The 26,069-nt window shown below is 39.3% G+C and carries 25 protein-coding genes and 1 other annotated feature; of the genes, 10 read left to right on the top strand and 15 right to left on the bottom strand.

Translation table 11 applies throughout. The features are described 5' to 3' along the window. Window positions 1–80: 80 nt before the first annotated feature. The 6 genes from NSQ41_RS05430 to NSQ41_RS05405 all read left to right on the top strand — a co-directional run bounded on the left by NSQ41_RS05430 (window position 81) and on the right by NSQ41_RS05405 (window position 3,402). Complete coding sequence (locus tag NSQ41_RS05430; protein WP_339211167.1) at window positions 81–671, top strand: CYTH domain-containing protein; 591 nt, start codon at window positions 81–83, stop codon at window positions 669–671. Further along, a complete protein-coding gene (locus tag NSQ41_RS05425; protein WP_082830278.1) occupies window positions 671–1,273 on the top strand; it encodes a lytic transglycosylase domain-containing protein in 603 nt (200 codons plus the stop codon). The genes NSQ41_RS05430 and NSQ41_RS05425 overlap by 1 nt, the downstream gene beginning before the upstream one ends. Window positions 1,274–1,571: 298 nt before the next feature. Then, the gene (locus tag NSQ41_RS05420; RefSeq protein WP_063387493.1) at window positions 1,572–1,982 is read left to right on the top strand and encodes a hypothetical protein; all 411 of its coding nucleotides are present in this window, start codon (window positions 1,572–1,574) and stop codon (window positions 1,980–1,982) included. Between the two features lie 13 nt (window positions 1,983–1,995). Next, window positions 1,996–2,856, top strand: coding sequence for a ClpXP adapter SpxH family protein (locus tag NSQ41_RS05415; protein WP_232515740.1), 861 nt, complete (start codon window positions 1,996–1,998; stop codon window positions 2,854–2,856). Continuing rightward, on the top strand, window positions 2,825–3,055 hold the full coding sequence (locus NSQ41_RS05410) for a hypothetical protein (RefSeq protein WP_339199163.1): 231 nt from the start codon (window positions 2,825–2,827) through the stop codon (window positions 3,053–3,055). The genes NSQ41_RS05415 and NSQ41_RS05410 overlap by 32 nt, the downstream gene beginning before the upstream one ends. A gap of 173 nt (window positions 3,056–3,228) precedes the next feature. Next, window positions 3,229–3,402, top strand: coding sequence for a hypothetical protein (locus NSQ41_RS05405; RefSeq protein WP_162536160.1), 174 nt, complete (start codon window positions 3,229–3,231; stop codon window positions 3,400–3,402). A gap of 170 nt (window positions 3,403–3,572) precedes the next feature. On the opposite strand, the gene pepF is transcribed toward NSQ41_RS05405, so the two are convergent. From pepF to mecA, 4 genes are all read right to left on the bottom strand, one after another. Further along, window positions 3,573–5,390 carry an oligoendopeptidase F gene (gene pepF / locus NSQ41_RS05400; RefSeq protein ID WP_339211165.1) on the bottom strand — a complete coding sequence of 606 codons (1,818 nt, stop codon included), beginning with the start codon at window positions 5,388–5,390 and terminating at the stop codon, window positions 3,573–3,575. Between the two features lie 84 nt (window positions 5,391–5,474). Continuing rightward, the gene (locus tag NSQ41_RS05395) at window positions 5,475–6,668 is read right to left on the bottom strand and encodes a competence protein CoiA family protein (RefSeq protein ID WP_339211163.1); all 1,194 of its coding nucleotides are present in this window, start codon (window positions 6,666–6,668) and stop codon (window positions 5,475–5,477) included. Window positions 6,669–6,958: 290 nt separating this feature from the next. After that, the gene (gene cls / locus NSQ41_RS05390; RefSeq protein WP_339211161.1) at window positions 6,959–8,464 is read right to left on the bottom strand and encodes a cardiolipin synthase; all 1,506 of its coding nucleotides are present in this window, start codon (window positions 8,462–8,464) and stop codon (window positions 6,959–6,961) included. A 118-nt stretch (window positions 8,465–8,582) separates the two neighbouring features. Then, the gene (gene mecA, locus NSQ41_RS05385; RefSeq protein WP_063387000.1) at window positions 8,583–9,245 is read right to left on the bottom strand and encodes an adaptor protein MecA; all 663 of its coding nucleotides are present in this window, start codon (window positions 9,243–9,245) and stop codon (window positions 8,583–8,585) included. Window positions 9,246–9,513: 268 nt separating this feature from the next. On the opposite strand from mecA, the gene NSQ41_RS05380 reads away from it, so the two are divergent. Continuing rightward, window positions 9,514–10,170 (top strand): TerC family protein, encoded by a 657-nt coding sequence (locus NSQ41_RS05380; RefSeq protein WP_144596613.1) that lies wholly within the window; start codon window positions 9,514–9,516, stop codon window positions 10,168–10,170. 50 nt (window positions 10,171–10,220) lie between these two features. Here the strand turns inward: NSQ41_RS05380 and spxA are convergent, their stop codons facing one another. Continuing rightward, complete coding sequence (gene spxA, locus NSQ41_RS05375) at window positions 10,221–10,616, bottom strand: transcriptional regulator SpxA (RefSeq protein WP_063387002.1); 396 nt, start codon at window positions 10,614–10,616, stop codon at window positions 10,221–10,223. Between the two features lie 340 nt (window positions 10,617–10,956). Further along, window positions 10,957–11,175, top strand: a binding site (T-box leader). Window positions 11,176–11,222: 47 nt separating this feature from the next. Here spxA and trpS point away from each other — a divergent pair. Beyond that, window positions 11,223–12,215, top strand: coding sequence for a tryptophan--tRNA ligase (gene trpS / locus NSQ41_RS05370; RefSeq protein ID WP_066248353.1), 993 nt, complete (start codon window positions 11,223–11,225; stop codon window positions 12,213–12,215). A 115-nt stretch (window positions 12,216–12,330) separates the two neighbouring features. Here trpS and NSQ41_RS05365 read toward each other — a convergent pair whose 3' ends face one another. The 5 genes from NSQ41_RS05365 to NSQ41_RS05345 form a co-directional block, all read right to left on the bottom strand. Next, window positions 12,331–13,083, bottom strand: coding sequence for a YjbA family protein (locus tag NSQ41_RS05365; protein ID WP_066248356.1), 753 nt, complete (start codon window positions 13,081–13,083; stop codon window positions 12,331–12,333). A 136-nt stretch (window positions 13,084–13,219) separates the two neighbouring features. Beyond that, the gene (locus NSQ41_RS05360; protein WP_339211159.1) at window positions 13,220–14,866 is read right to left on the bottom strand and encodes a peptide-binding protein; all 1,647 of its coding nucleotides are present in this window, start codon (window positions 14,864–14,866) and stop codon (window positions 13,220–13,222) included. Window positions 14,867–14,957: 91 nt separating this feature from the next. Then, complete coding sequence (locus tag NSQ41_RS05355) at window positions 14,958–15,737, bottom strand: DUF2268 domain-containing protein (protein WP_339211158.1); 780 nt, start codon at window positions 15,735–15,737, stop codon at window positions 14,958–14,960. Between the two features lie 773 nt (window positions 15,738–16,510). After that, window positions 16,511–17,755 carry a beta-ketoacyl-ACP synthase II gene (gene fabF, locus NSQ41_RS05350; protein ID WP_063387007.1) on the bottom strand — a complete coding sequence of 415 codons (1,245 nt, stop codon included), beginning with the start codon at window positions 17,753–17,755 and terminating at the stop codon, window positions 16,511–16,513. 69 nt (window positions 17,756–17,824) lie between these two features. Continuing rightward, entirely contained in the window at window positions 17,825–18,757 is a 933-nt protein-coding gene (locus tag NSQ41_RS05345) for a beta-ketoacyl-ACP synthase III (RefSeq protein WP_063387008.1), read from the bottom strand. 213 nt (window positions 18,758–18,970) lie between these two features. Here NSQ41_RS05345 and NSQ41_RS05340 point away from each other — a divergent pair, with 213 nt between their 5' ends. Further along, window positions 18,971–19,243 carry a hypothetical protein gene (locus NSQ41_RS05340; RefSeq protein ID WP_063387009.1) on the top strand — a complete coding sequence of 91 codons (273 nt, stop codon included), beginning with the start codon at window positions 18,971–18,973 and terminating at the stop codon, window positions 19,241–19,243. A 55-nt stretch (window positions 19,244–19,298) separates the two neighbouring features. Here NSQ41_RS05340 and NSQ41_RS05335 read toward each other — a convergent pair whose 3' ends face one another. From NSQ41_RS05335 to NSQ41_RS05325, 3 genes are all read right to left on the bottom strand, one after another. Then, window positions 19,299–20,249: a BMP family ABC transporter substrate-binding protein gene (locus NSQ41_RS05335; RefSeq protein ID WP_339199146.1), complete on the bottom strand. Its 951-nt coding sequence runs from the start codon at window positions 20,247–20,249 to the stop codon at window positions 19,299–19,301. Between the two features lie 274 nt (window positions 20,250–20,523). Then, the gene (locus NSQ41_RS05330) at window positions 20,524–21,372 is read right to left on the bottom strand and encodes a hypothetical protein (protein WP_327873811.1); all 849 of its coding nucleotides are present in this window, start codon (window positions 21,370–21,372) and stop codon (window positions 20,524–20,526) included. A gap of 139 nt (window positions 21,373–21,511) precedes the next feature. Further along, window positions 21,512–22,249, bottom strand: a complete 738-nt coding sequence (locus NSQ41_RS05325) for a hypothetical protein (protein ID WP_311067038.1) — start codon at window positions 22,247–22,249, stop codon at window positions 21,512–21,514. 146 nt (window positions 22,250–22,395) lie between these two features. Here NSQ41_RS05325 and NSQ41_RS05320 point away from each other — a divergent pair, with 146 nt between their 5' ends. Then, window positions 22,396–22,578, top strand: coding sequence for a YjzD family protein (locus NSQ41_RS05320; RefSeq protein ID WP_063387013.1), 183 nt, complete (start codon window positions 22,396–22,398; stop codon window positions 22,576–22,578). Between the two features lie 540 nt (window positions 22,579–23,118). Here the strand turns inward: NSQ41_RS05320 and clpB are convergent. Together clpB and NSQ41_RS05310 are read right to left on the bottom strand one after the other, a co-directional pair. Next, window positions 23,119–25,758: an ATP-dependent chaperone ClpB gene (gene clpB / locus NSQ41_RS05315; RefSeq protein ID WP_339199142.1), complete on the bottom strand. Its 2,640-nt coding sequence runs from the start codon at window positions 25,756–25,758 to the stop codon at window positions 23,119–23,121. A gap of 109 nt (window positions 25,759–25,867) precedes the next feature. Continuing rightward, window positions 25,868–26,047, bottom strand: a complete 180-nt coding sequence (locus NSQ41_RS05310) for a YjzC family protein (RefSeq protein WP_063387015.1) — start codon at window positions 26,045–26,047, stop codon at window positions 25,868–25,870. Window positions 26,048–26,069 lie beyond the last annotated feature (22 nt).

Raw genomic sequence — 26,069 nt, 5'->3', positions numbered from 1 at the left:
TCAACTCGAATATATTTTATTGTATCATATTCATAACTGTATTACCTTATTTTGATATTAATCAAAGAGAGGAATGCCCGATGGTTCAAGAGCTTGAGATAGAATTTAAAAACCTGCTTACAAAAGAAGAATTCCACCGCTTAGCTGATTTTTTTCAATTGACCGAAAAAGATTTTGCCGAGCAGGAAAACTATTATTTTGACACAAAATATTTTGCGTTGAAAAAGCATGGCGCTGCCTTAAGAATTCGTAAAAAAAAGGATCAGTATGTTTTGACATTAAAGGAGCCCTATCATGTCGGACTGCTGGAAACACACCAGTTTTTAACCGATCAGGAAGCAGTTTCAGCCATTCATGAGTCAGTCTTTCCGAAGGAGGGATCAGTGGTCGAAAAAATCAAACAGCTTGAAATCAAGCCCGAAAGCCTTCTTTGTTTCGGTTCGCTCATTACAAGCCGGGCAACAAAAAAATATAAAAATGGTGAAATTGTTCTCGATCATAGCCGATATGAAAGTAGAGAGGATTTTGAAATCGAATTTGAGGCAGAGGATGAAAAGGAAGGAAAGCAGCAATTTTTGGAGATTTTAAACAAACACAACATCCCGATCCGTCAAACAGAAAATAAAATAAAGCGGTTTTATTCCGCAAAATTTTCAAAGGAGAATTTGTGATGAATACAAACTATAATTTCAATGTTCTGTTTGAGCTTGAAGTCCTTCGTCTTTTGTCAGGCCAATCCGATGGGCCGCAAACAAAAGATGCAGCAATTTCGCTGAACTTTCAGGATGTTTTAAATGCCTTCATCGAACAAGATGTACAATCTGAAACGGCCAAAGAGAATATTTCACTGTCTTCCTCCCAATCTGCCAAAAAAACAAATGAACAGAAACAGGTTTCCGCTGATCTAAATGAAATCATTCAGAAGATGGCTCAAAAATACGGCGTCGATGCCAAATTAATCAGAGCTGTGATTCAACAGGAGTCAAGCTTCAAGGCAAATGCCGTCAGTCCTAAAGGAGCTGCCGGCTATATGCAGCTCATGCCTTCTACAGCAAAAGCGCTCGGTGTAAAAAATCCGTTTGATCCTGTGCAAAATATCGAGGGCGGCACAAAATATTTAAAACAGCTTTTAAACCGATATAACGGTAATGTAAAATTGGCGCTGGCTGCATACAACGCCGGTCCGGGAAATGTCGACAAATATGGAGGCATCCCTCCATTTAAAGAAACGCAAAACTATGTAAATAAAATTACTCAAAAATATTTTGCGTAAAAAGGTGCAAACAAACAGCACCTTTTTCTTTTTCATTAAAAGTAGTTGGGAATATTTGTTATCCAATCGATTTCGGCTAATCTTCGATAGCTGCGCTTCAAGCCGCAAGTCCTTCTATGTTCATTTCACAAGCAAGCACAACATATTTGCGGAAATAGCTCCCGCTTTCGCTATTTATCCTTTTGTTTGCATTGCCTCAGCCAACTCCTTCAAAGCGATTCGTTTGAGATAAATAAGTTATGTTGATAAAATAAATGTAACATCATTATTAACGAATGATTCCAAAGGAGCTATCACCATGACAAAACCACCCTTAACTCCATATGACGCGATTGGAGAAAAGAAACTTCACGCTCTAATCGATGCTTTTTATAAAAATGTTAAAAAACATCCTCTTTTAAAACCTATTTTCCCGGAGGATTTAACGGAAACTGCCAGAAAGCAGAAACAATTTATGACACAGTTTTTAGGTGGTCCGCCACTTTACACAAAAGAACACGGACATCCGATGCTCAGAGCCCGCCATCTTCCATTCCCGATTACGCCGAGGAGAGCAGAAGCATGGCTCTCATGTATGCGAAAAGCAATGGACGAGGTCGGACTTGACGGGGAAATACGAGAGTTTTTCTACGATCGGCTTGTGGTGACCGCCCATCACATGATTAATTCGAAAGACGAAGATCAGGAGGAGTATTCAGTTGAAACCTGACAAAAAAGACGAAGTGAATGCTGCTCACTTCTTTTCTCATTGTCACAGTCATCCTAAAAAGCCGATCGAGATTTATATGTTTATTGATCCGCTATGCCCTGAATGCTGGGCGCTTGAACCGTTTATCAAAAAACTGCAAATCGAATACGGCAGGCTTTTCTCATTGCGCCATATTGTTTGCGGAAAGCTTGCTAATTTAAACTTAACAAAACGGCGGAAACCGAAAACAATTGCCCAATCATGGGAGAAGATAGCGAGCAGAACCGGCATGTCATGTGACGGCAACCTTTGGCTTGAAAACCCTATATCATCGCCCTACAGAGCTTCCCTTGCTTTAAAAGCAGCGGAGCTTCAAGGGAGAAAAGCGGGCATCCGTTTCTTGCGGCACTTACAGGAAGTTGTTTTTTTAGAAAAGCAAAATGTCTCTGATCAAAACGTTCTCATACAAATTGCTAAAAATGTCGGCCTTGATGTCAATGAATTTGAGAGGGACTTATATTCCGAAAGTGCAAGAAAAGCACTTCAATGCGATTATAAAATTACAGAAGAAATGGACGTGCATGAAATTCCTTCCCTTGTCTTTTTTCATTGCCGTGAAGAGAAGGAAGGATTAAAAATTACCGGATTATATCCTTATGAAACATATGTTGATATTCTTTGCGAGCTTGTCGGAGATAAACCGAAGCCGTCTCAAGTGCCGCCAATAGAGATTTTTTTAAAGCATTATAAATTTGTCGCAACAAAAGAGATCTCCGTTGTGTATAATATGACTGATGAAGAAACGGAACGTGAAATGAAAAGACTGCTTTTAAAGCAACAAGTTGAGCGGGTGCCTGTGAAATATGGAACTTTTTGGCGCTATATCGGGCAGTGAGATTGAGGGGTTTAATTCAACGAAACGTTCTCCATCGGCTTCTATGCTGATGGGGAGCGTTTTTAACCAAAAATGTAAGCGCTTTATCTTTATTAAACAATTAAAAAAAGAAACCACAAACAAACGTTTGTGGTTTCTTTTTTGTCTTATGACAACAAAGGGGATGGGAGAAATTTTTCACGGTCAAACAAAGGGGTAAATGTTTGTTTGTGATCAATTTCACGTTTTTAATATAACAAATTCCTTTTTCAGTTTGCAAGAGGGGAAAACAACAATTCACAAATTTGTCACAAAACATGAAGAACGGGCAAGCTGCATACAATATACAAAATCTTTTTCCTCGTTTTAGAACATGTGTAGGAGGGAAAAATCGTGAAAACATTTTGGCTCATAATCAGCCTGCTGCTCGTCATCTTCGCTTTTTTTTATAATCTGTTAGGATTGATGAATCTCGCACCGATTTTCGTTTCTGCCCCCCTGCTTTTTATTTCTCTTTTCATATCGTTTCTTCTGTTTAACCATCGAAAAACGTTCCGCGGATTTTAAGATAAAAAAGAGAACGGGATGATGAACTGCATCTCAATTAGTAGATACAACTGACAATTGGAGGTGCAGTTTTTATATGACCGGAAACAAAAAAGGCATGAGTCCAGTTCCAGATCGAACTCATGCCACTAATTTTTTGGATTCAGATGATGCTCCTGTTTTCTTTCACTTTACTTTAACAGCAGCTCCTCCATCTCCGTCAGCTTTTCTTCAAATACTTTGCAAGCATCTTCAATCGGCTTGGTTGATGTCATATCGACCCCTGCTTTTTTCAGCACATTAATCGGATAATCAGAGCTTCCCGCTTTCAAGAAATTAATGTACCTTTCAACGGCAGTTTCTCCTTCCGATAAAATCTGCTTGCTCAAGGCGCTTGCAGCACTAAAGCCTGTTGCGTATTGATAAACGTAAAAATTGTAATAAAAATGCGGAATTCTTGCCCATTCTAAGCCAATTTCTTCATCGATCACAATGTTGTCACCAAAATATTTTTTGTTTAACTCATAATACGTTTGCGTCAAAAATTCCGGTGTGAGCGGCTCTCCGTTTTGCGCCTTCAAATGGATATAATGTTCAAACTCAGCAAACATCGTTTGCCGGAATACCGTTCCTCTAAACCCTTCAAGGAAATGATTCAGCAAGTATAAACGTTTCTTTTCATCATCGATCGTGTTGAGCAAATATTCATTTAACAAGTTTTCATTGCATGTAGAAGCCACTTCCGCGACAAAAATAGAATAATCTCCGTACGGATACGGCTGTGTTTTTCTTGTATAGTAGCTGTGCACCGAATGGCCAAGCTCGTGAACAAGTGTGAATAAATTGTTCACATTATCTTGCCAATTCAGCAAAATATATGGATTTGTTCCATAGGCGCCAGAGGAGTAAGCTCCGCTTCGTTTCCCTTTATTCTCCTTAACGTCAATCCATCTGTTTTCAAAGCCTTCTTGTAAAATGCCGACATATTCTTCACCTAATGGAGCAAGCCCCTTCAATACGATGTCTTTCGCTTCTTCATACGTGATTTTCAAATCGACGTTTTGTACAAGCGGCGTATAAAGATCATACATATGAAGTTCATCAAGCTTCAGCGCTTTTTTCCGCAAATCGACATAACGATGGAGCAGCGGCAAATGTTCATTGATCGTTTTTACTAAATTGTCGTAGACTTCCTCGGGAATGTTGTTGGCGCTTAGTGCAGCCTGGCGGGCATTCTCATATTTCCGCACCTTCGCATAAAAATTATTTTTCTTAACAGCTCCGCTTAATGTGCTGGCAAACGTATTTTTAAATTTTCCATATGTTGCGTATAATGCCTGGAACGCATCGCGACGGACTCGTCTATTTTCACTCTCCAAAAACTGGATATAACGGCCGTGAGTGATTTCCACTTCTTCTCCATTTTCATCCTTAATTGCTGGAAATTCCAAGTCCGCATTATTTAATTTTCCAAACGTATTGGAGGCAGTGCTCAGGGCTTCCGCAGCTTGAGCTAAAATAGCCTCTTGCTCCGCATCGAGCACGTGCGGTCTTTGCCGGTTGATTTCGTCCAAGGCATGTGCATAAAGCTTCAATTGATCATTTTCTTTCAAAAATTGCTGAAGCTTTTCTTCTTCAATGGATAGTATTTCCGGAACGATATAGGATGAGAGGCTGGAAGCTTGTGTATAAAGATTTGCTGCCCGGTCATTCAATCCTTGATAAAAAGAATTAGTTGTATCTTGATCGTAGCGCATATGGGCATATGTATAAAGCTTTCCAAGCCTCTCCATCACGGAATCTTGATAAGAGAGCGCCTCATATAACAGATCGGAGGATTGACCTAATTTTCCTCTATATTCACCGATTTTTGGAATTAGCTGCTTTACTTCTTCAAATTCTTTTTCCCATTCATCATCAGAAGCAAAAATATCTTCTAGCCGCCAAGTATACTCAACAGGGATTTCTTCCCGTTTTGGCAGCCTTTTGACAGCTGTTTCATTGCCCATTCTCGATTTCCCCCTTTAAAAAAATCAGTCTGTTTCCATCATATTGAAATTTTTTTCAAAACGCAATAAATCACTATGCTTATATTATTCTACAGCAGAAAAAAACATACCTTCCTTGTCCAAATAATGTCCAAGACGTTGTTCACGCTTTTCCATCGACTCCAAATGAAAAGGAGATGATGTTTTTCGAAACGAATATGGACCGATTGGCTGCAAAAATTTAAAATGGGAAAGAGTCGTTAAATATTCAATAATCGGCTTTTTTAAATCCGTTTTTACGCTACAGCTTCTTTCTTTCATCCCTATTTTCTTAAGGTGCCAAACTAGCTTTTCTGCGTGAAATACTTCATCGGCGCGTAATGTTTCAATAAATAATAAAACTGAGCATTGCCAAATATAGACCGCCTCATCAACCATATAACCGCTTTTTAAAGGGATAAAAGCTTCAACTGGCAGCTGCGATAAAGATAAGCCAACTGTTTCGTAAACCTTTTTTTGCAGCTTTCGCTCTTCGTTCGTCTTTTGAAACAGCGGCTTTAAGCGATATTGACTTATTTTCTTCAGCCAATGCTTCCATAAACCGTTTGCCGCCAGGCTCTTTCCTTGCAAACAATCTCGAAAGAAAAACGACTCTGGAGAGATCATAGCAGATGCGGCAAAAATATTCTGTTTAGAAAACGGAATCAGATGGGAAAAAAAGATGAAGGTTTTCTTATCTGAGCAATAATTGATGATAAAAGGATGATCGTTTTGCGGGGAATGAAGAAACTGACAATGAAAAGGAGTCAGTCGATATTGATGTTCACCGACTTGCTTCATTTGTTTCCAGCCTAATATCCAAATCGGTTTAATTCGTTCTTTTTTGTAGCCATTTGTCCGTTTTATCACCTGATCAGGGGGAATATTAGAGCATTGGTATTCAATCGCATACCGTTTATGCTGAAAAGATACAAACAGATCCGCTCGTTGTGCAATAGAAGGTATAAATTTTTCCACTTCCGCAGCTAACCGCTGCCTTTTCAACCAAACATACAATTGCTTTTTTCCGTTCAAATGGTACGTGCTTTCCGCTTCCGAATCAGCCTGACAAGAGGCCGTTAAGTGGGCAAAATGAGGAATTTTGATTTTGCCTATTTTTAATTTTACCGGCTCCTTGCAAGCCGGACAAAAAAAGGCGTGCTCTTCTTTCAGTTTTAGAAGCCTTTCTGTCGACCAGTACGGGGCGGCGACATTTACTTTTTCGCCGTTTCGCAAAATGGCAACAAGCATATAAATCATCACTTCCTTTCACAAATAGAAACATTCGACAAAAGGGAAAAAAATCCTTTCAAAAGCAGCGTTTTTCATAAGTTTTAAAAGATGCCAGAAACACTTCATGGAAAAATATACTTTTTTCAAAAACGCATGCTTGCCGCTAAAGAGGCGGAAGTTAGATGTTGCTTCATTCGTTTCAATAAAGGTTCGCCATTTTACATCGTGACGGTCGGCAATTCACCTGTGGTGTTGTGAAATCCGCTCAAATAGAGCTTCATCCTAAAAAAAAACACCGCTGTATCAAAAACGGTGTTTTATAATAAAGGAGACAAAAGCCGCGACGTTGATTCAAACAGCTTTATATATAGCGGGCGTTTTTTGAATTGTTCAAGGTCGATGACACTTGAATTTTCAATGTCTCGAATATAATCCTCTACAAGCGTTTCAATGCTGTCCGTTCGGTATAAAAAAGCATTTACTTCAAAATTCAAATGAAAACTTCTCATATCCATATTCGCCGTACCGATCGATGCCAGTTCGCCATCAACAATAATGATTTTGCTGTGCATAAACCCTTTTTCATATTCGTACACTTTAACCCCGGCTTCTAAAAGCTCCGGAAAATAAGATCGCGACGCATAAAATACAATCCGTTTGTCAGGCCTTTTCGGAACGAGGAGACGAACGTCAATGCCGCTCAGCGCAGCAATCTTTAAAGCGGATTTTATATCCTCGTCAGGAATAAAATACGGAGAGGCGATCCATATCGAATTTTTTGCGGAAACGATCATCGAAAAGAACAAGCTTTTAATGACCTCCCACTTATTATCAGGACCGCCGGCGATTAGCTGAACGCCTCCTTCTTTATCGTCCATTTGAAAATGAGGCAGCAAATATCGATCGGTAAGTAGCTTCTGCCCAGTCATATAATACCAATCCTGTAAAAAAATAAGATTGAGCGTCCGTACTCCTTCCCCTTCGAGCATCATATGCGTATCCCGCCAAAAGCCGAAATACGGATTTCTTCCCAAATATTCATCTCCTATATTTAAACCTCCGACAAAGCCGACTTTTCCGTCAATCACAATAATTTTACGATGATTGCGAAAGTTAATATTGTTAGACAAAAACGGAAGCTTTACAGGTAAAAATGGAACCATTTCCACCCCGGCATCGAGGAGCTCCTTCCTGTATTTTTTGGACAGCTTCCAGCTGCCGACTGCATCGTATAAAAATCGAACCTCTACACCGTTTTTCGCTTTTTCGATCAACAGCTTTTTTAATTTTTGCCCAATTACATCATGCCGAACAATATAGTATTCAAGATGAATATGATCTTCCGCCTTTTGAAGCTCTCGAAAAATATGGTCAAATGTTTCAATGCCGTTCGTCAGCACCTTTGTATTTGTCCGAAAAGAAATCGGACTGCGGCCAAGCTTATGGGCAAGCTTAAATAATAGGCGCTGGTGATTTCTCATGAATTTAATTTTATCTTCATATGTATGAAATTCAAATTGAGCATAAGCTTGCTCATCTATTAAAGCTTTTTTCTTAAATAGACGATGCTTCCGGACATTTCTTCCAAAAAATATATAAAAGAAGAAGCCTATTAATGGAAATCCTCCTAAAACAACAAGCCAAGTAAGCGTTTGAGTTGGGTGGCGGTTTTCCAAGAAAATAACAAATCCGATAAAAATGATGGATAACGTGAACAAAATGGAAACGGCTCCTAAAAACCATTCCTCCCAGATGTTCTTAGTTAAATACAAGATGATAGCTAGACCAATGGCAAAAACGATTACTTGCAGAAATTTTCTCATAAGCTTCCTCCAGGCAATCGATATTTCTTATCTCTCGATTTGGACATATCTCATTTGATCTGAGATATTAAGCGTTCCTTAAGTAAAAAAGACCGATTTCGAACATGAAATCGGCAATTTAAGAAAAGTGCGTTTCGATTTGTTCCAAGGCATTGTCCTTCATAATCAGCTTTCCGTATTCTTCAAGACGGTGAATTGTCATCCTTGATTCCTGACCGTATTCAAGCATAATGCTGAGCAAATTTTCAATTTGTTCATCGTCTTTATCCGAAAATTCAACGAATAAATAATATTTTTGTTCAAATACATATAAGCTATTCAAAAATCCGTCCAAACGATGGGATGCTAACGAAATAACGTCTTCAAAGTCCTGAAACTTTATGACAAATTGCAATTGCGCCGTTTCATCTTTCTCATCTGAGGAAGATCGTTCAGACATATTAAAATGTTTGTCCAACAAAGATTCTATATTCTCATCAACCGGGATTTCTCTTAATTTTTCATCGACTACCGGAAGCTCCAGCTTTTGTCCGTCTTTTGACAGCTGTGCTTTTGTGACAATGACTTCAAGCCCTTTGTCATTGGCATGAACTTGAATCCATAACGGACCTTCAAGCGGAAAGTCTTCTTCATCATTAATTTCATCCATCATTTCCCAAAACAGCTCTTCGCTTCTTTCTCTGTTATACCAGATTTCTTCTCGGTCAAATCCTCGTTCTTCTATGTCAACATATGAAATATAAAATTTTACTGTGTTTTCATTAATGCGTTCGATTTCCATTTGAACAACCTTCCCTTCTTTTTAAATTTTTGGAAGGGACAATAAACCCCCGAATTCGTTGCACTTTTCTTTCCTAATTTAAAAAATTTCCAAATTTTCATCGCGAGCACCAAGTTGTTCAATTCTAATTCTATTGTATGATAAATCACTTCATAAAGAAATAAAAAAAGCCTTGATTTTGAAAAAAACCGTTATTTACCTATTAAGCATAAAATATTTCGTTTTTCATATATATTGTACGAGCCATAATTTGAAAAGAGGTTGACTGATGGATGAACAATTTTTCACATCTTTATTCCTTATCATTGGCATTGACCTCATATTAGGAGGAGATAATGCCATTGTCATTGCGCTGGCATGCCGCAATTTGCCGGAAAATCAGCGGAGGAAAGGAATTTTATTTGGAACAATGCTCGCGATACTCAGCCGAATTTTGTTAACGGTACTGGCTGTCCATTTATTGAACATTCCTTTTTTACAGTTTTTTGGCGGATTATTTTTAATGTATATTGCCTTTTTATTATTGACAGGAAATGAAGGTGAGCATACTTCCGTGAAAAGCCACCGCTCATTGTGGAAAGCCATCCAAACGATTGTTTTGGCTGACCTTTTTATGGGATTTGACAATGTCATTGCGGTTGCTGGAGCAGCTGGAGGAAATATCTTTCTTGTCATAACAGGTCTTCTTATATCCATTCCGATCATTATTTGGGGAAGCAGATTCATCATGTCTGGCATGTCCCGATTTCCTTTGCTCATTTACGGGGGCGGAGGAATATTAGCTTATACAGCAGGTAAAATGATGGCAACGGATGAAAAAATGACCCCTCTGTTGAAAACTGAAGCTGTTGCACAAACTCTCCCTTATTTCACAGCTTGTCTCATCCTTTTCTTTGCCCTTTTTTACAACATAACAAAAAAATAACAGCCTTCCGCAATCTATTTTGCTTTGCGTACGGAAGGCATCATTCCCTTTTAATTTGCCATTCTCTGAGCTTCTCTCAGCTGGTAGGTGCGAATTTTTCTTGGCAGAAAGCGTCGTATTTCATCCTCGTTATAACCGACTTGAAGACGTTTTTCATCTATCAAAATCGGGCGGCGCAAAATTCCAGGGTTTTTCCGGATAATATCATACAGCTCCTGCAAAGGAAGCGATTCAACATCAACCTTCAATTTTTGAAAAACCTTTGAACGAGTGGAAATAATTTCATCTGTTCCGTCTTCTGTCATACGAAGAATTTCTTTAATTTCTTCGATCGTTAACGGCTCGGAAAAAATGTTCCGCTCTCTATATTCAATTTGATGCTTTTCTAACCAAGATTTTGCTTTTCTACAAGATGTGCAGCTCGGAGATGTATACAATATTACCATGCCAATCACTCTCCTTTTCGTGAAAAATATAGGTGTATATATAAAAACTATGCCAATCTCACATTAAAATAAATTTAAAAAAGTAATTTGTATTGATTATTATACTATAAAAAAGCAACTTCGCCTATATGTTTTTATTTCTCAAATTATAACAAAAGTGTTACAACCGGTGAATGATGATCATTTTCAAGGCCATTTTCTCAATTAACACCTCTTTTCTTTCTCTACTCTTCTTTTCCCCTTTTTTGGTTCGATCAAACGTGAAAAAGAAATTTTTTCAGAAAGACGCTGAGAAGTTGCAAAGAATACACAATTTTTTTATAATCATCTGTAAATGAATACATAGGCGATGAGAAAGAGAAGTACATGCCGAAAACAGTTTTCAGAGAGTTTGTGGCTGGTGGAAACAAACACTGTCCGGTATGGAAATGGACTTTTGAGCTCTCAGCTGAAATCAGTAAGCTGCGGCGTTTTTGTCTTGCGTTAAAAGACGAAAAGTGATTTCACATGAAAGTTTGTGAAATAATTAGGGTGGCACCGCGGTCCATTCGTCCCTATACGGACGGATGGGCTTTTTTATATATAAAAATCAGGAGGAGTTTGCACATGAAAACGATCTTTTCAGGAATTCAGCCTAGCGGCACGTTAACACTCGGAAACTATATCGGAGCAATGAGACAATTTGTAGAGCTCCAGCATGAATATAAATGCTATTTTTGCATTGTCGATCAGCATGCCATAACTGTTCCGCAAGACAGACTTCAATTAAGAAAAAACATTAAGAGCCTTGCTGCATTATATTTAGCAGTCGGCATCGATCCGGAAAAATCCACCCTTTTCATTCAATCGGAGGTGCCCGCTCACGCGCAAGCAGGATGGATGCTTCAATGCGTTTCTTATATTGGCGAGCTTGAAAGAATGACACAATTTAAAGATAAATCTAAAGGGAAAGAAGCTGTTTCAGCAGGACTGTTAACTTATCCGCCTTTAATGGCCGCCGATATTCTTTTGTACAACACGGACCTTGTTCCAGTCGGCGAGGATCAAAAACAACATTTGGAATTGACAAGGGATTTAGCCGAAAGATTCAACAAAAAATATGCAGACATTTTTAAAATTCCAGAAGTCCGCATTCCAAAAGTCGGTGCTCGGATTATGTCGCTTCAAGATCCGACGAAAAAAATGAGCAAATCCGATGCGAATGAAAAATCGTTTATTTCCCTTCTCGATGATCCAAAAAAAATTGAAAAGAAAATTAAAAGCGCTGTGACTGATTCAGACGGAGTGGTTCGTTATGATAAAGAGAACAAACCAGGCATCTCCAACCTTTTATCTATTTATTCAATTTTAGCTGGCGTGTCAATTGCCGAGCTGGAAACAAAATACGAAGGAAAAGGCTATGGTGAATTTAAAGCGGATTTGGCAGAAGTCGTCATTAACACTTTAAAGCCGATTCAGGAAAAATATTATGAGCTCATTGATTCTGATGAACTTGATGACATTTTAGACAGAGGCCGGGAGGAAGCAAACAAAGTAGCATCCAAAATGTTGAAAAAAATGGAGAATGCAATGGGATTGGGAAGAAAAAAACGAAAATAAAAGCGCTAGCGAACGAATGACGATTGATGATGGAGCTGATTAAACAAAACAAATATACTAGCTTAAAAAAATATTGTTCGATAAAAAGAGGGCGGCTGATATAGTGCCCTCTTCCTTAATTTACTTTCGGTTCTTGCTCCATTTCCCAAAGCTTTTCAAAGAAAGGCTGCCCTTTTATTAATCGTTCGCATAATTGTTCATGCTTTTGAGACCATCCGACAATCGCTTCCTCATAAAGCATAGTCCAAATTTCCTCAAAACCGAGTGATTGAATTTGACCATACATGTACGGATTCCATTCCGTATACCAATATTTCATTTCCGCCGTATTTTTTGTCGATTGCAATTGATCAAGAGCCATAAACAAAAGCTGTTTCAGCTGTCTTTCTTTGCGGGTTAATCCGTGCATATATTCAGGTGCAAGGGATAAAAGATGATAATCTTTTTTGTCTTTGTCATTTGTTTGTGAGAACTCGTATGATTCCGGCTCTAAATCCTTCACCATGTCATATACAAGCTGCTCTTGTCTTGGGATAAGCCGGCTTTTGCGAATTGGCGTCGTATATCCGATCGTATCTACTGCTAAAATGCCGTTGCCATCCGAAACAACAAAGCAATAATCTAGCTGAATTCTCTCATGGTTTTTCCGGGCGTATGCCTTCTGGTAAACATCCTTTAAAAGTTTTTCAGGCAGTTCTTTTAAGTCATTTTCAATATAATCATAAAGTTCTTTACTCACTTTAATCAGCGGTACTTGGTCTAACAGTTCAACCTTATCATCCTTTCTCCATTCATGAAAATGACAAACATTATAACCATTTTCTTCTCCTTCAAACCAGTTTACCCAAACATCGTACAAATTCAGCATAATTAGCCCCCTTACTACAAGACTGTTTGTCATCATTATGGTCAGTGGAGAAGGTTTTTATTCCAAATTTTTCATTGCCCAAAAAACTTTTCATCATTACGTATTCCACTTTTGATCAATGCGGATTTCAGGCCTGTCAGCTTTCAGAAAAGGACCATTCATGCACTTTATAAAAGTAATTTTTCGGATGAAAAATATAGCCGTTTAATCGTTCAGGCAACGCCCGAAATTCCTTCGGATAGTATAAAACTGTATATGGCTGTTCATCCTCGATAATTTGAAATATCTCCTTGTAAATTTGTTTTCGTTCGCTTTCGTCCATTATTTTTCTAGATTTAGACAACAGCAGGTCGGCCTGTTCGTTTTCCCACCAAACAAAGTTCAATCCATATTCTCTCTGACTGGAATGGAAAATATCAAAATGATTCGGAAATTTAGATAACGACCATTCTAAAATCAACGCATCGTAATCCCAATTCGGCGGTGAAATTTGCTTAATTAAATCTTCCCATTCCCAAAACTCCGTTTTCACGTCAATTCCGATCTCTTTCAATTGTTTTTGCACGAGCAACGCAACTTTTTCGCGAACAACATTTCCTTTGTTCGTTTTTAACGTAAACGAGAAATCTTTTCCTTCTCGATCCAGTATGCCGTCCCTGTCCGTATCTTCCCATCCCGCTTCTTTCAGCAGCTTTTTTGCTTCTCTCCGGTTATACTTTAATGTTTGAATTTCGTCGGTAAAAATAGAAGCAATAGGCGTTTCTGGAATATGTGCTTCCTTTCCTTGTCTGTGCAAAATCTTGCGAACGATAGCTTTGCGGTTGATCGCCATCGTCAAGGCTTGCCTTACTTTTTTATCTTGAAAAAGTTCGTTTTTTTCATTCCAGCCGATAAACACATAAGAATGGGAAATGTTCGATTGAACGTCCAATCCTCTTAACCTTTTTATTTTTTTTACATTGGTTAGTTCTATTTCAGGGGCGTAATGAACCTCGCCGTTTTTCAGCTCTTCGTAAAGAGCTTCCTGATTATGAACAATTTTATACTTGATTGATTTGATTCGAGGCTTCCCTAAAAAATAATGTTCATTTGCGGCCAGCTCTACGAATCCATTCTTTTCCCATTTTACGAACCGAAAAGGCCCAGTGCCCACAGGCTGTGATGTATTAAACTTATGCTCCTTTAATTTTGCAACCTGTACATTTTTCAACAAATGCTTCGGCAATATGCCGTATGATAATGTGACTGGAAGAAAGGAGGCGTCTTTTTCTCTTAAACGGAATTTCACTGTATACTTATCAAGCTTTTCAATGCTTTCAATCATTTCAAAGTCTGAACTTCTTTCGCCATTATAATCAGGGCTTAAAGGAATGCTGTAAGTAAAAACAACATCATCCGCCGTTAATTCTTTTCCGTCATGAAATTTGACCCCGCGCCGAATAGTGACCGTATATTCAAGTCCATTCTCTGATTGCTGAATCTTTTCAGCCAGATGCGGTTTCGGTCGCAGCTGCTCATCAACTGTCACCAGTCCATCAAAAAGCATCCCTTCTAACTGCGAGCTTGATTCATCTAGAGAATACAAAGGATTAAAAAGCTGCGGCGATTCAGTTGAACCGATTATAAATGTTTCCGGAACAATCAGCGGATCGAGCTCTTCCTCCTTTATCTCCTTAACCGTTGGTTGCGGCTTTCTATTATAATCCAGACTTGAGCAGCCATGTAGAAGCAATAAAAACAAGAGAATCGATATATACAGCCATGGTCGTTTTAATCGTGCCAAATCCATTCCCCCATCATTGGAAGTTTCGTTCTATTTTTTATTCATATTCACAGTCTGTCCAAATTATTAATAAATATAGAAACAAAGGAGCCTATTCCTTTGTTTCATAGCTTTCCACGAATTGTTCGGCAGGCAAATAAAAGCTTTCTTTTGTTGAAAACGGTTTTTGTTTATAAAACGTTTGTACGATATCATATCCAATTGCGTATCCAAGCATGGTCGGATAAAAGCCTTTTCCGAACAAAAGCTGATCGAATAACGGATGGTCCCATTTTATGTCTTTATTCGGAACAATTAAATTTTTCCACCAGCTGTATAGTTGTCTCTTCGAATATTTTTTCACCCAATTTGTTACATGCTGCTCACCTATCGTTCTGTAAACCGTATGCTCCGCCAAACCTTCCAAAATAATCGCATCAAGAAGCGTATAGTCTTTTTCGTGCTTCGGATTTTTCCTAAGCCTGCAAATATGATGATATTCGTGAATCAATAGCGCAATGAGCTCATCATTTTTTACATCCGGCGATAAAAATAAAAACATTTTATCCTGAAAAGACAACCCCGAACGACCTTTAAAATCTCTCCCAAAAAAACTTTTTCGCTCTTCAACAGGAAAAATAAAAATAGGGACATCTGGACCGTTCCATCTTTTCTTTAACTTCAAAAAAATGTTATTTGCTTTTGTCCAAATATTCGAATCATCAGCCTTAACAAGCCAATGTTCATAGCCAGTTCGAAGCATGCCGTATTGTGACAGGTAGTGATGGATTTCCTCCGCTTGTAAATGGTGAAAATATTTCTCTAGCTTTTCACAAAGCTCGATTGGATTCCGGCTTTCCTTCAACCAGTTTTTTGTGTCAATAACTCCCAAATCTTCGCACCTCCTTTTCTACACTATTCATTAGAAAAGAAAGATGTTTGAATTTTTTTAAAATCGAGTAGGAGGGAGCGATTAACTCCCGTCCTCTCACACCACCGTACGTACGGTTCCGTATACGGCGGTTCAATTAAGATAATTGACGCAAGTCTTTATAACTTCCGTGAATAGCTGTTCTCTTTATGCCAGTGGTCACTCCACCCTCCAAGAGATCTCCCACGGGATTCACCGCTTCCTCCCTCAAGTGAGGTACTACGTTTTCTGTGTTCATCATGACTCACTGAATGCCAAGGGCTATTCTCTCTTAATTGTTCGGTCCTTCTTAGTTGTTCTAGACCAACTAATACTATGACCTCTGCTGACTTCTGACGGTTCAGCTATCTATCACTAGATAGGTTACCAAGGTTACTTGGCGTGCCAGCCAGACCTCCCCGGGTAAGAGTGTAATCTTTCCTTCCATCCATCTGCTTCATTTACTCTGTATCACCTTCGGCAGAAAGGGCTTTGTTTTGTCTTGCAAACTCACCCAGTGATACCTAGCCTCATATGAAGTTCGTGTTCCGAGAGACCCAAAGTTTGCCGCTCGCTTCCTTCAGATTCCGCGTCACCACGGACACCCTTGCGTTAAGCTAACTGCTACTTCTGCCTTCGCAGCTCGGGACTTTCACCCTATAGATTACACCCATGCCGGGCGCACAAGAAAAACCGCTACTGCCTGTTTAGGCAATAACGGTTTCATATAATCCTTAATTTCCTATATGTTGACATCAGGCTTCTTCAAATTTCTTGAAAACGAGCGTGGCGTTATGTCCTCCGAAACCAAGGGAATTGCTGAGCGCCGCCCGAACTGTTTTTTGTTTAGCCTGATTAACAGCATAATCCAAGTCACAGTCAGGATCAGGTGTTTCATAATTAATTGTCGGAGGAATTATATTTTCTTTCACTGCTAAAATGGTGAAAATGGCTTCAACTCCTCCTGCTGCTCCAAGGAGATGACCTGTCATCGATTTTGTCGAGCTGACGGTTAATTGATAAGCATGGCTGCCAAAAACTTCTTTAATCGCCGATGTTTCAAATTTATCATTATATTCGGTGCTTGTTCCATGGGCATTAATATAATCGATATCTTCCGGTTTTAAGCCTGCATCTTGAATTGCCATTTTCATTGCACGTGCTCCGCCTTCTCCGCCAGGAGCCGGTTGTGTAATGTGATAGGCATCGCCTGTTGATCCATAGCCGACGATTTCTGCATAAATGTTTGCTCCTCGTTTTAAAGCATGTTCCAGCTCTTCAAGAACAAGTATTCCTGCACCTTCTCCCATGACAAAGCCATCGCGGTTTTTGTCAAAAGGACGGCTAGCAGTTTTCGGATCAGGATTTGTCGACAACGCTTTTGCTGCACTGAAACCTGCAAAAGCCATCTTGGTCAGCGGCGCTTCTGTTCCGCCCGTAATCATCACATCGGCATCGCCACGTTGAATTACTTTAAAGGCATCGCCGATTGAATTTGATCCTGTTGCACAGGCAGTGACTGTACATGAATTTGGACCTTTCGCGCCGATCGCTATGGACACCTGTCCGGCTGCCATATCAGGAATCATCATCGGAACAAAGAAAGGACTTACACGTCTCGGACCTTTTTCCAGAAAAGTTTCGAATTGCTGTTCATACGTCTCCATTCCGCCTATGCCTGAACCGATCCAAACGCCTACCCGTTCGCGGTTTTCATTATTTATTTTTAAACCTGAATCTTCAAGCGCCATCAACGAGGCGGCTAATGCAAATTGTGTGAAGCGGTCCATTTTCCTCGCTTCTTTCCGATCCATAAAATCTTCAGGTTTAAAATCGTTTATTTCGGCGGAAACTTTGACAGGAAATATGTCTTTATCGACTCTCGTCAATTCTCCAATGCCTGATACACCTTTCAAAGCATTTTCCCAGCTTGTTTTCGCATCCAATCCAATCGGTGTCACAGCACCGATGCCTGTTACAACTACTCTACGTTTTTCCATATCATTACACCTCGCCTTTTTCGGTTTGTATGACGGAAAAAAAGCATTTTTATTTTTGATTGAATGATTTTACTGTCCCCATCTTAATGCAATGGCTCCCCATGTTAAACCTCCGCCGAAGCCGACCATCACAATAAGATCACCATCTTTTATTTTACCAGCTTTTACTTCTTCGTATAAAGAAATTGGTATTGATGCTGCGGAAGTATTCCCGTACTTGTGAATCGTCTTGGACATTTTCTCCTCCGGCAATTCAAGCCGTTGTCTGGCGGCTTCCATAATGCGGATATTTGCTTGATGCGGAATGAGAAAGTCAACATCTTCTTTCGTTAATCCCGCTTTTTCCAATACATTAATGCTTGATTCTCCCATCTGCCGCACAGCAAATTTAAATACTTCACGCCCGTTCATCACAATATGGCCTTTTTCATATAAATGCTTGCCGCCGCTTCCGTCCGCTCCTAGCTCAAATGAGAGAATCCCTCTGTCATCACTTACCTCTCCTAAAACAACCGCCCCGGCACCATCCCCAAATAAAACACCTGTTGAACGGTCATTCCAATCCGTAATTTTCGAAAGCTTTTCGGCTCCAACGACAAGAATTTTTTTATAAGCTCCTGTTTGTATAAACTGCTCTGCCGTTGCCATCGCATAAATAAAACCTGAACATGCGGCACTTATGTCCAAAGCAGCAGCCCGTTTTGCACCAAGTCTTTCCTGCAGAACACAGGCAACTGATGGAAAGGATTGATCAGGTGTTGCGGTCGCAACTATAATCATATCGATTTCTTCCGGGGAAATTTTTGCATCTTCAATGGCCTCTAATGCCGCTCTTGCGCCCAAATCCGATGTTTTCATATCATCTGAAGCAATTCTCCGCTCTTCAATGCCGGTTCTTGTTCGAATCCATTCATCAGACGTATCCATGATTTTTTCTAAATCATAGTTAGTCACAACTTTTTCCGGTATATAACGGCCTATCCCGATGATCCCAGCTCTCATCAAGAACATCTCCTTCACAAAAAATTATTATCAAATGTTATGACTTGGTACTAATTTTATATTATTTTTCTACTTATAGCAATATGCTTCATAACAGTTAACTACAGGTTTTCTTGTTTTTGACTGATAGATTGAGCTAATCGTCTATTCCTTACTCAGTTTTGTTTCATAAAATAGGATGAAAAGGAAAAAAGAACGGAAGGTGAAACGGGAATGAGTGATGAAAACGTAAACGAGCGGCAGGAAGATGAAAAAGAGAAAGCAGAAGCACCAGAACCCGATTTTTTTACCCAATTTATGTTCGGCCGGCAGCTTCCGGTTCATTCCGAAAAAACTTCCGAAAAAAACGAGCAAAACGAGCAATCAGACTATCAAAAAATTTTTGAGCAAGTCGATGATATTGTGACAAAATTATCTGAGCTGAAGCCAATTATTAAAGAAATAAAGCCGTTCGTCAATCAAATTAAAAAACTATTTAAAAATTAAGGGGATGAATTCAACCATCCCCCAAAATTTTTATTTTATTTATCTCACCATAGCATTATTCGTTAGGCAATTTCCCTGTTTTCTTATATTCTTCCACATATTTTAAAACTTTATTTTTAAATTCTTTATCTACTAGAGGGCTGAACTTCCCTAAATCAATCACACCATCTTGAAAATCAAAATATAAATTCCCGCTTTCCAGTTCGCCTTTTATAAATTTTTTTGCGACTAATAAATACAACTCATCCACATGCTGTACTGTGCTTGTTAAAACCATTTGTTCGCCCAAATCACTTTGATCTGAAACAAAGCCAATTGAATATATTCCTTTTTCCTTCACTTTTTCGATCACTGGCACGTTGTATCTGTCGCCTGCCGGATAAACAACATCTACATTTTCTGCGACAAGCTTATCGAGCTTCTCAAGCGCCAAGTCAATATGATCAAACCCTTGGACATATTCAATGTGAATGGTTACGTTTGGATTTTCAAATTGCGCCCCTTGATAAAACCCCTCCACTTCAGGCTGCCACTCAAAAGCGGCAATAATTCCGATTTCGTTTGTTTTTGTCATATGTGCTGCCACCATTCCTGCGAAAAAGCCCATGGCATGCGCCTCAAAATTTAAACTTGTGGCATTCGGGCCTTTTGCATCACCATTAAAAAAAACGAAATGAATATCTGGATATAGATCCAGCAAATCTCTAAAAAAACCCTCATATTCGTGACCGTGCCCGATAATTAAATTAACTCCCTTTCCGTGAAATTCTTCGACCGCCTCCCTCACCGCCGCTTCGGAATTCATTCCTTCTTTATAAAAAACATCTACATTCAGCTCAGACTGAATTTTTAACAGCCCTTTATACCCTTTTGTCCCCCAAACTTGATCATTAATCGTTTCAGGAACGAGCAAACCCACCTTTTTCAGTTTTCCTTTTTCTGATGCTTGTCCGCAGCCAACGAGAAATAATAAAATAAAAATGATCACAAACATTTTTTTATACATACCAAGCAACTCCTTTAAACCAGTGAACTGCATCATCATTGAAATGGTGAGGTTTCTCAATAATCGAAATGATTACATATCGATCTCAGCTAAGTTCAAAACGATCTTTTGAATTTACGGTCAATTTGATTGTCACGAAATATAGCTTATGAGGCGTTTCTCTAGGAAGCTTCCTCTTTAACACGATGTATATTTAGTACTAAAATTTTCACGTTTCACTTCATTCCTCTTTTATTTTGCTATACGCCGTCAATGAAGTAAAGAAATTTTATATTTAGGTATAAAGTCTGCGTGTATTGTGCAGGAAAAAATCTTTTAATTCTTGCAAACTCTTTTCAATGTTTTCGACCGTCTTTGGAACAACTAAATGATGTTCGCTTTTCGATATAGGCTTGTAAATGTAATGAAAAATGTCAAAAAAGCTCATCACCTTCTTGATGCGCTCTTTGTCGTCGGAAATCAAGTAAATTGTTTTTTTCGCAAACAAATCTTCGTCAAATTCTGTTAACACCGGAACTATTTCATCAATATGAAGAATGTCGCGAATGACAATTTTTTCATTCGCATTCGTCTTGGAACGGCTGATGCCTGTACATTCCAACAAACTGTTCGAAATCCAATGGCCTAGCGGCTGCCAAGGTCCGAAAACGGTTGGAAGATAAACAAATAAATAAGGGAAAGTCCATTTTTGTCCTATTTGCTGCATCCAGCTGTCAATTTCTTCATCCCTATCTTCCTGCGGATTTTCTCCTTCAAGAGAAAATATAAAAATAATCGGAGTCTGCTTGAGGGATGCGATTTCGACCGTTTTTTCCAATCGGTGTTTTTCAGCTTCATCGTCTATCGGTTGATGATCTGTTTGACAATAATAAATCAAATCATATTGCTTTTTGGAAGCATCCTCTATCCAGCTGTCTTCTTCCAATAAATGAAAATGTGCGTTCCGCCCGAGCCACATCATTTCTTCTTCGCATATTTTTTTTTGCAACGGATTTTTAGGAACGATTACCACTCCATCGACTAGTAATCCTTCCTCTACCAGTTTTGAACATATATGAAAGCCTTCAAATTGATGAACCCCAACAATTAAAATATGTTTACACTGCTTTAAGGCAGTTGACATTTTGAAAACCTCCTTTATGAAAAAACTATTATTGTATCGTATGCGAAAAAAGAAGAGATTAGTCCAATGCCCTTTTCAAACAAAAAGGGGGCAGCCTGCTCACTTATTGAGCATTTTCGCCCAGTCCTCAATTCCTTTTCTATAAGATTCTTTCATGCTCTTTGTAAAAACTTCTTATCATATCATGGATCCGATTTATATTTTCCTGGAAATAAAATGTGAATTGAATTGGAGCTTTCAGCTGCTTTCTCCATTCCTCATATTTTTTTCCATGAATTTTATAGGAATAGCTTCCCCCGTTCATTTTCTGCCAGATGCCTACAGGTATTTTTGATACAAAGTCTTGTATACGGACAAAGGGATAATGGGTGACAGCTTTTTCATCTAATTGGTAAGCTTTTGATAGTTCTTTTATCATTTGTTTGTAAAAAAATTTATTCTTTTTCTCTTCCGCTATTTGGGCTTTTATGTCCAAACAAGGATTGATCATCACCGATGAACGGATGGAATTTGGCATCTCTTCCATCAACTGCAGCGCAACGAGTGCTCCTATACCTTCAGACAGTATATGGATTTTTTTATTTAAAATTTCTTGTTTCATGACAAGATGATAAAGCTGTTTTGCCAACAAAACGGCGTGAGAGCTGCCCCAATGGCGTCCGTAAAGATTGGAATGAAACAATGTATATCCGCAGCTTTTTAACGTATTGATCAGCTGACGCCGCCCGTAATGCTCCAACCAGTAGCTTGAACCATTTTCAACAAAATGGGTTCGATCGCCAATGATCAAGATGCCGAATCCGTTCGGCTTTTCCGGAAGATGAATGACATTCCACTCGTTTTCAATTTGAAAAAATCTTTCCGAAACACCTTCCATTTGCCCACCACCTTTCCATCGATGACCTTTTATAATGTATGTACGAAATGTCAAAAAGGCTCGCAAAAAAATCGCGAAACAACCGTTTTCATGAAAAATGTTGTATGATAATATAAGTAAAGACAGGAATAAACGAGGTGAAGATAATGAGATATTTCGCAACATTTTTTTGGACGTTTTTGCTTGTCAACATGGCCAGCTATGTTGTTTCTTCCATGACAGGCTCTGCATTCCATTTTTCAACAGCAATTATAATCTCTGTTGTTTTTACCGTACTTCTCTTTATAATTGGGGAGTTAATTCCGGCTGAACCTTCAGAAGAGCATTAAGAATTTGTCGAAATTGGCGAATTGCCAATTTCTTTTTATTTAAAACGAAAATCAGCGATTAGATGCCTGCTGCTATCGGCGAAGCCTCACTTGTTACGCCATAATATAGACAAATTCAAAAAAAGGGGATAGTCTAATAAGTCATTTTTGGGCTTAAGACATCCCCTGTGATTTTTTGTTTTCAATGGAGATTTGTCTTTGGACAGACCCTTACCAGTTAACATATACGTCAGTATAATTAAGATTTCAGCCTAGCAAATTTACATGAAGCTGTTACGTATACGTCAGCACAACTAAGATTGGCGGAAAAACTTATAAATCACTACACTTTTCCAATTATAGTTTTCTAGTCTTTTAGGCAGAATCAGGCTTGCTTAGCTGTGCAATCTCCCCATGAAACTAGCCTGATAGGAATCTCGCCCTGTTTTTAGTCTCCGAATCAGATTCCCCGCCGCCAGGACACAGTTTCCTATGTCTACATGGTCCGCACAAAAAAAAGAACCCTCCTCGATTGAGAAGGGTTTTAATATCCATTTATAGCTATTCTAATTTTGCTGCTCCGCTCTTCTCATGAGCATGCAAATCCGTTTTTATAACAATTTCTTCATTTTCTACCCCTAACAGAACTTGGTCACGATCATGAACGGTTCCAGCAATAACCGCTTTCGCAAGTTTTGTCTCTACATGCTTTTGAATAAACCGTTTCAGCGGCCGTGCGCCAAATACAGGATCAAATCCTCTTTTTGCAATGAATTCCTTCGCTTCATCTGTAATCTTTAGTGTAAGTTGTTTATGGGATAGGCGCGCTTGAAGCTCTTTTAAAAGTTTTTCTACTATTCCTTTTACTTCGTTCATTGTTAAAGGCTTGAACAGGATCGTGTCATCAATCCGGTTTAAAAATTCTGGCCGGAAATGCATGGAGAGCTCATCAAGAACTTTCTTTTTCGCTTCGTCTGTTATTTCCCCCTCATCATTTAAACCGGAGAGCAAATGCTGAGAACCGATGTTGGATGTCATAATGATCACTGTATTTTTAAAATCAACTGTTCTTCCTTTCGAATCGGTCACCCTGCCGTCATCAAGCATTTGCAGCAATATGTTAAACACTTCTGGGTGAGCCTTTTCGATTTCGTCCAGTAATATAACCGAGTACGGATGTCTCCGAACTTTTTCCGTCAGCTGTCCTCCTTCTTCATATCCGACATAACCCGGAGGTGCGCCGATCAGCCTTGAGACAGAATGTTTTTCCATATACTCCGACATATCAATGCGGACTATTTCGTCCTCGCTGTCAAAAAGCGCTTCTGCCAATGCTTTCGCCAGCTCCGTTTTCCCGACCCCTGTCGGACCTAAAAAGAGGAAGGAGCCGATCGGCCTGTTCGGATCTTTTATGCCTGCCCGCGCACGCAAAACTGCATCCGATACTAATTCAACTGCATCGTCTTGCCCGATGACCCTTTCTTTTAATATTTGTTCAAGCTTCAGAAGCTTTTCTCTTTCCCCTTGTACAAGCTTTGCTACCGGAATGCCAGTCCATCTTGACACAATACCGGCAATTTCCTCTTCTGTTACTTCCTCGCGAAGCATCTTGTTTTCCTCTTTCTGCTTCATTTCTTCTTCCAGCTGTTTGATTTGTTTTTCCAGCGCCGGAATTTTTCCATGGCGCAGCTCAGCCGCTTTGTTTAAATCGTATTCATTTTCAGCATCAGCTAAATCTCTGCGTGCTTTTTCCAGCTCTTCCCTCAAGCTTCTAAGCTGTTGAATACCTTCGACTTCAAGCTGCCATTTCGCCTTCATTTCATTTGCTTTCTCTTTTAAATTTGCAAGTTCCTTTTGCAACTCTTCCAATCTGATTCGGCTGATGTCATCCGTTTCTTTTTTCAATGCAGCCTCTTCAATTTCAAGCTGCATAATCCTTCTCGTCACTTCATCAAGTTCTGTCGGCATTGAATCTATTTCCGTGCGGATCATCGCGCATGCTTCATCGATTAAATCAATCGCTTTATCAGGCAGGAAGCGTTCTGTAATATAGCGGTGCGAGAGCTCACTCGCAGCTACAATCGCCGAATCATGAATTTTGACTCCATGATGGATTTCAAACCGTTCTTTTAGTCCTCGTAAAATAGAAATCGTGTCTTCCACAGACGGTTCGCTCACAAGCACCTGTTGAAAACGCCGCTCAAGCGCCGGATCTTTTTCAATATACTTGCGATGTTCATCAAGTGTCGTTGCTCCTATGCAGTGCAGCTCACCTCTCGCAAGCATCGGCTTTAACATGTTGCCGGCATCCATCGCTCCTTCTGTTTTGCCGGCCCCGACTATTGTGTGCAATTCATCAATAAATAAAATAATCCGTCCATCGCTCTTTTTAATTTCTTGCAAAACAGCTTTTAATCTTTCTTCAAATTCTCCGCGAAACTTGGCTCCCGCAATGAGCGAGCTCATATCTAAAGCAAATATTGTTTTATCTTTTAATCCCTCCGGTACATCTTTTCGTACAATCCGATGGGCTAATCCTTCCACGATCGCTGTTTTTCCAACCCCTGGTTCACCGATTAACACCGGGTTGTTTTTCGTTTTTCTTGATAAAATTCGGATCACGCGCCGAATTTCTTGATCACGGCCAATGACAGGGTCAATTTTTCCTTCTTTCACCTCTTTAACTAAATCACGGCCGTATTTCTCCAATACTTCATAAGTGCTTTCTGGATTAGGTGATGTCACCCGAGCATTCCCCCTTATTTCCTTTAACACTTTCAATATGGCAGCTTTTGTTAAGTGATATTGCTGAAAAAGCTCTCTCACTTCTTTTGAGCTCGATTCGGTAAATGCCAATATAATATGTTCAACTGATAAATAATCATCTTGAAAATCTTTCCTTATTTCGTCCGCTTTTGCAAAAGCTTCTGAAAGAGTACGGGAAATATAAATACTTACCTCACCGTTTCCGTGAACAGATATTTTCGGCTTTTTTTGTAAATACTCGTTGATCGCTGACTCAATTTGTTGTACAGGACATTTAAGCTTTTCTAAAATTCTTGGAAAAATCCCGTCAGACTGCCGCAGAAAAGCAAGTAAAATATGAAATTCATCCACTTCTTGATGTTCATGTTCTTTTGCGATTTTTTGAGCTTCTACCAGACCTTTTTGCAGCTTCTCCGTGAATAGATTTACATCCATACCGAAACGCCCCTATTTTGACTTTTTTTGACCTTTAATTTTATTATAACTTCTTTATAAATCAAGTAAAGCCATTCGTTTTCCGAATGGCTTAGCGTTGTTCGAAATATTACGGCTTGCGCTTATAGGTCCAAACCCGATTATGGTTGGATGTTTCGGGGAATCGATCTCCTGCTTTGAGTTCAACCTTTTTGGGATCGACCACCATCGATCCGGTCTCGCCGACTTCGATGTAAATTCCGTTGTTAGGTGCTTTTTGACCAGGCCTGAATTGACGATTTTGACCCATGAATCATCCCTCCTTGGACATT

This window comes from Aeribacillus sp. FSL K6-8210, from assembly GCF_037963925.1.
Taxonomy (GTDB): Bacteria; Bacillota; Bacilli; order Bacillales; family Aeribacillaceae; genus Aeribacillus; species Aeribacillus composti.
Note: the sequence above shows the minus strand (reverse complement) of the source record. Positions and strands in the feature narration are given on the sequence as shown.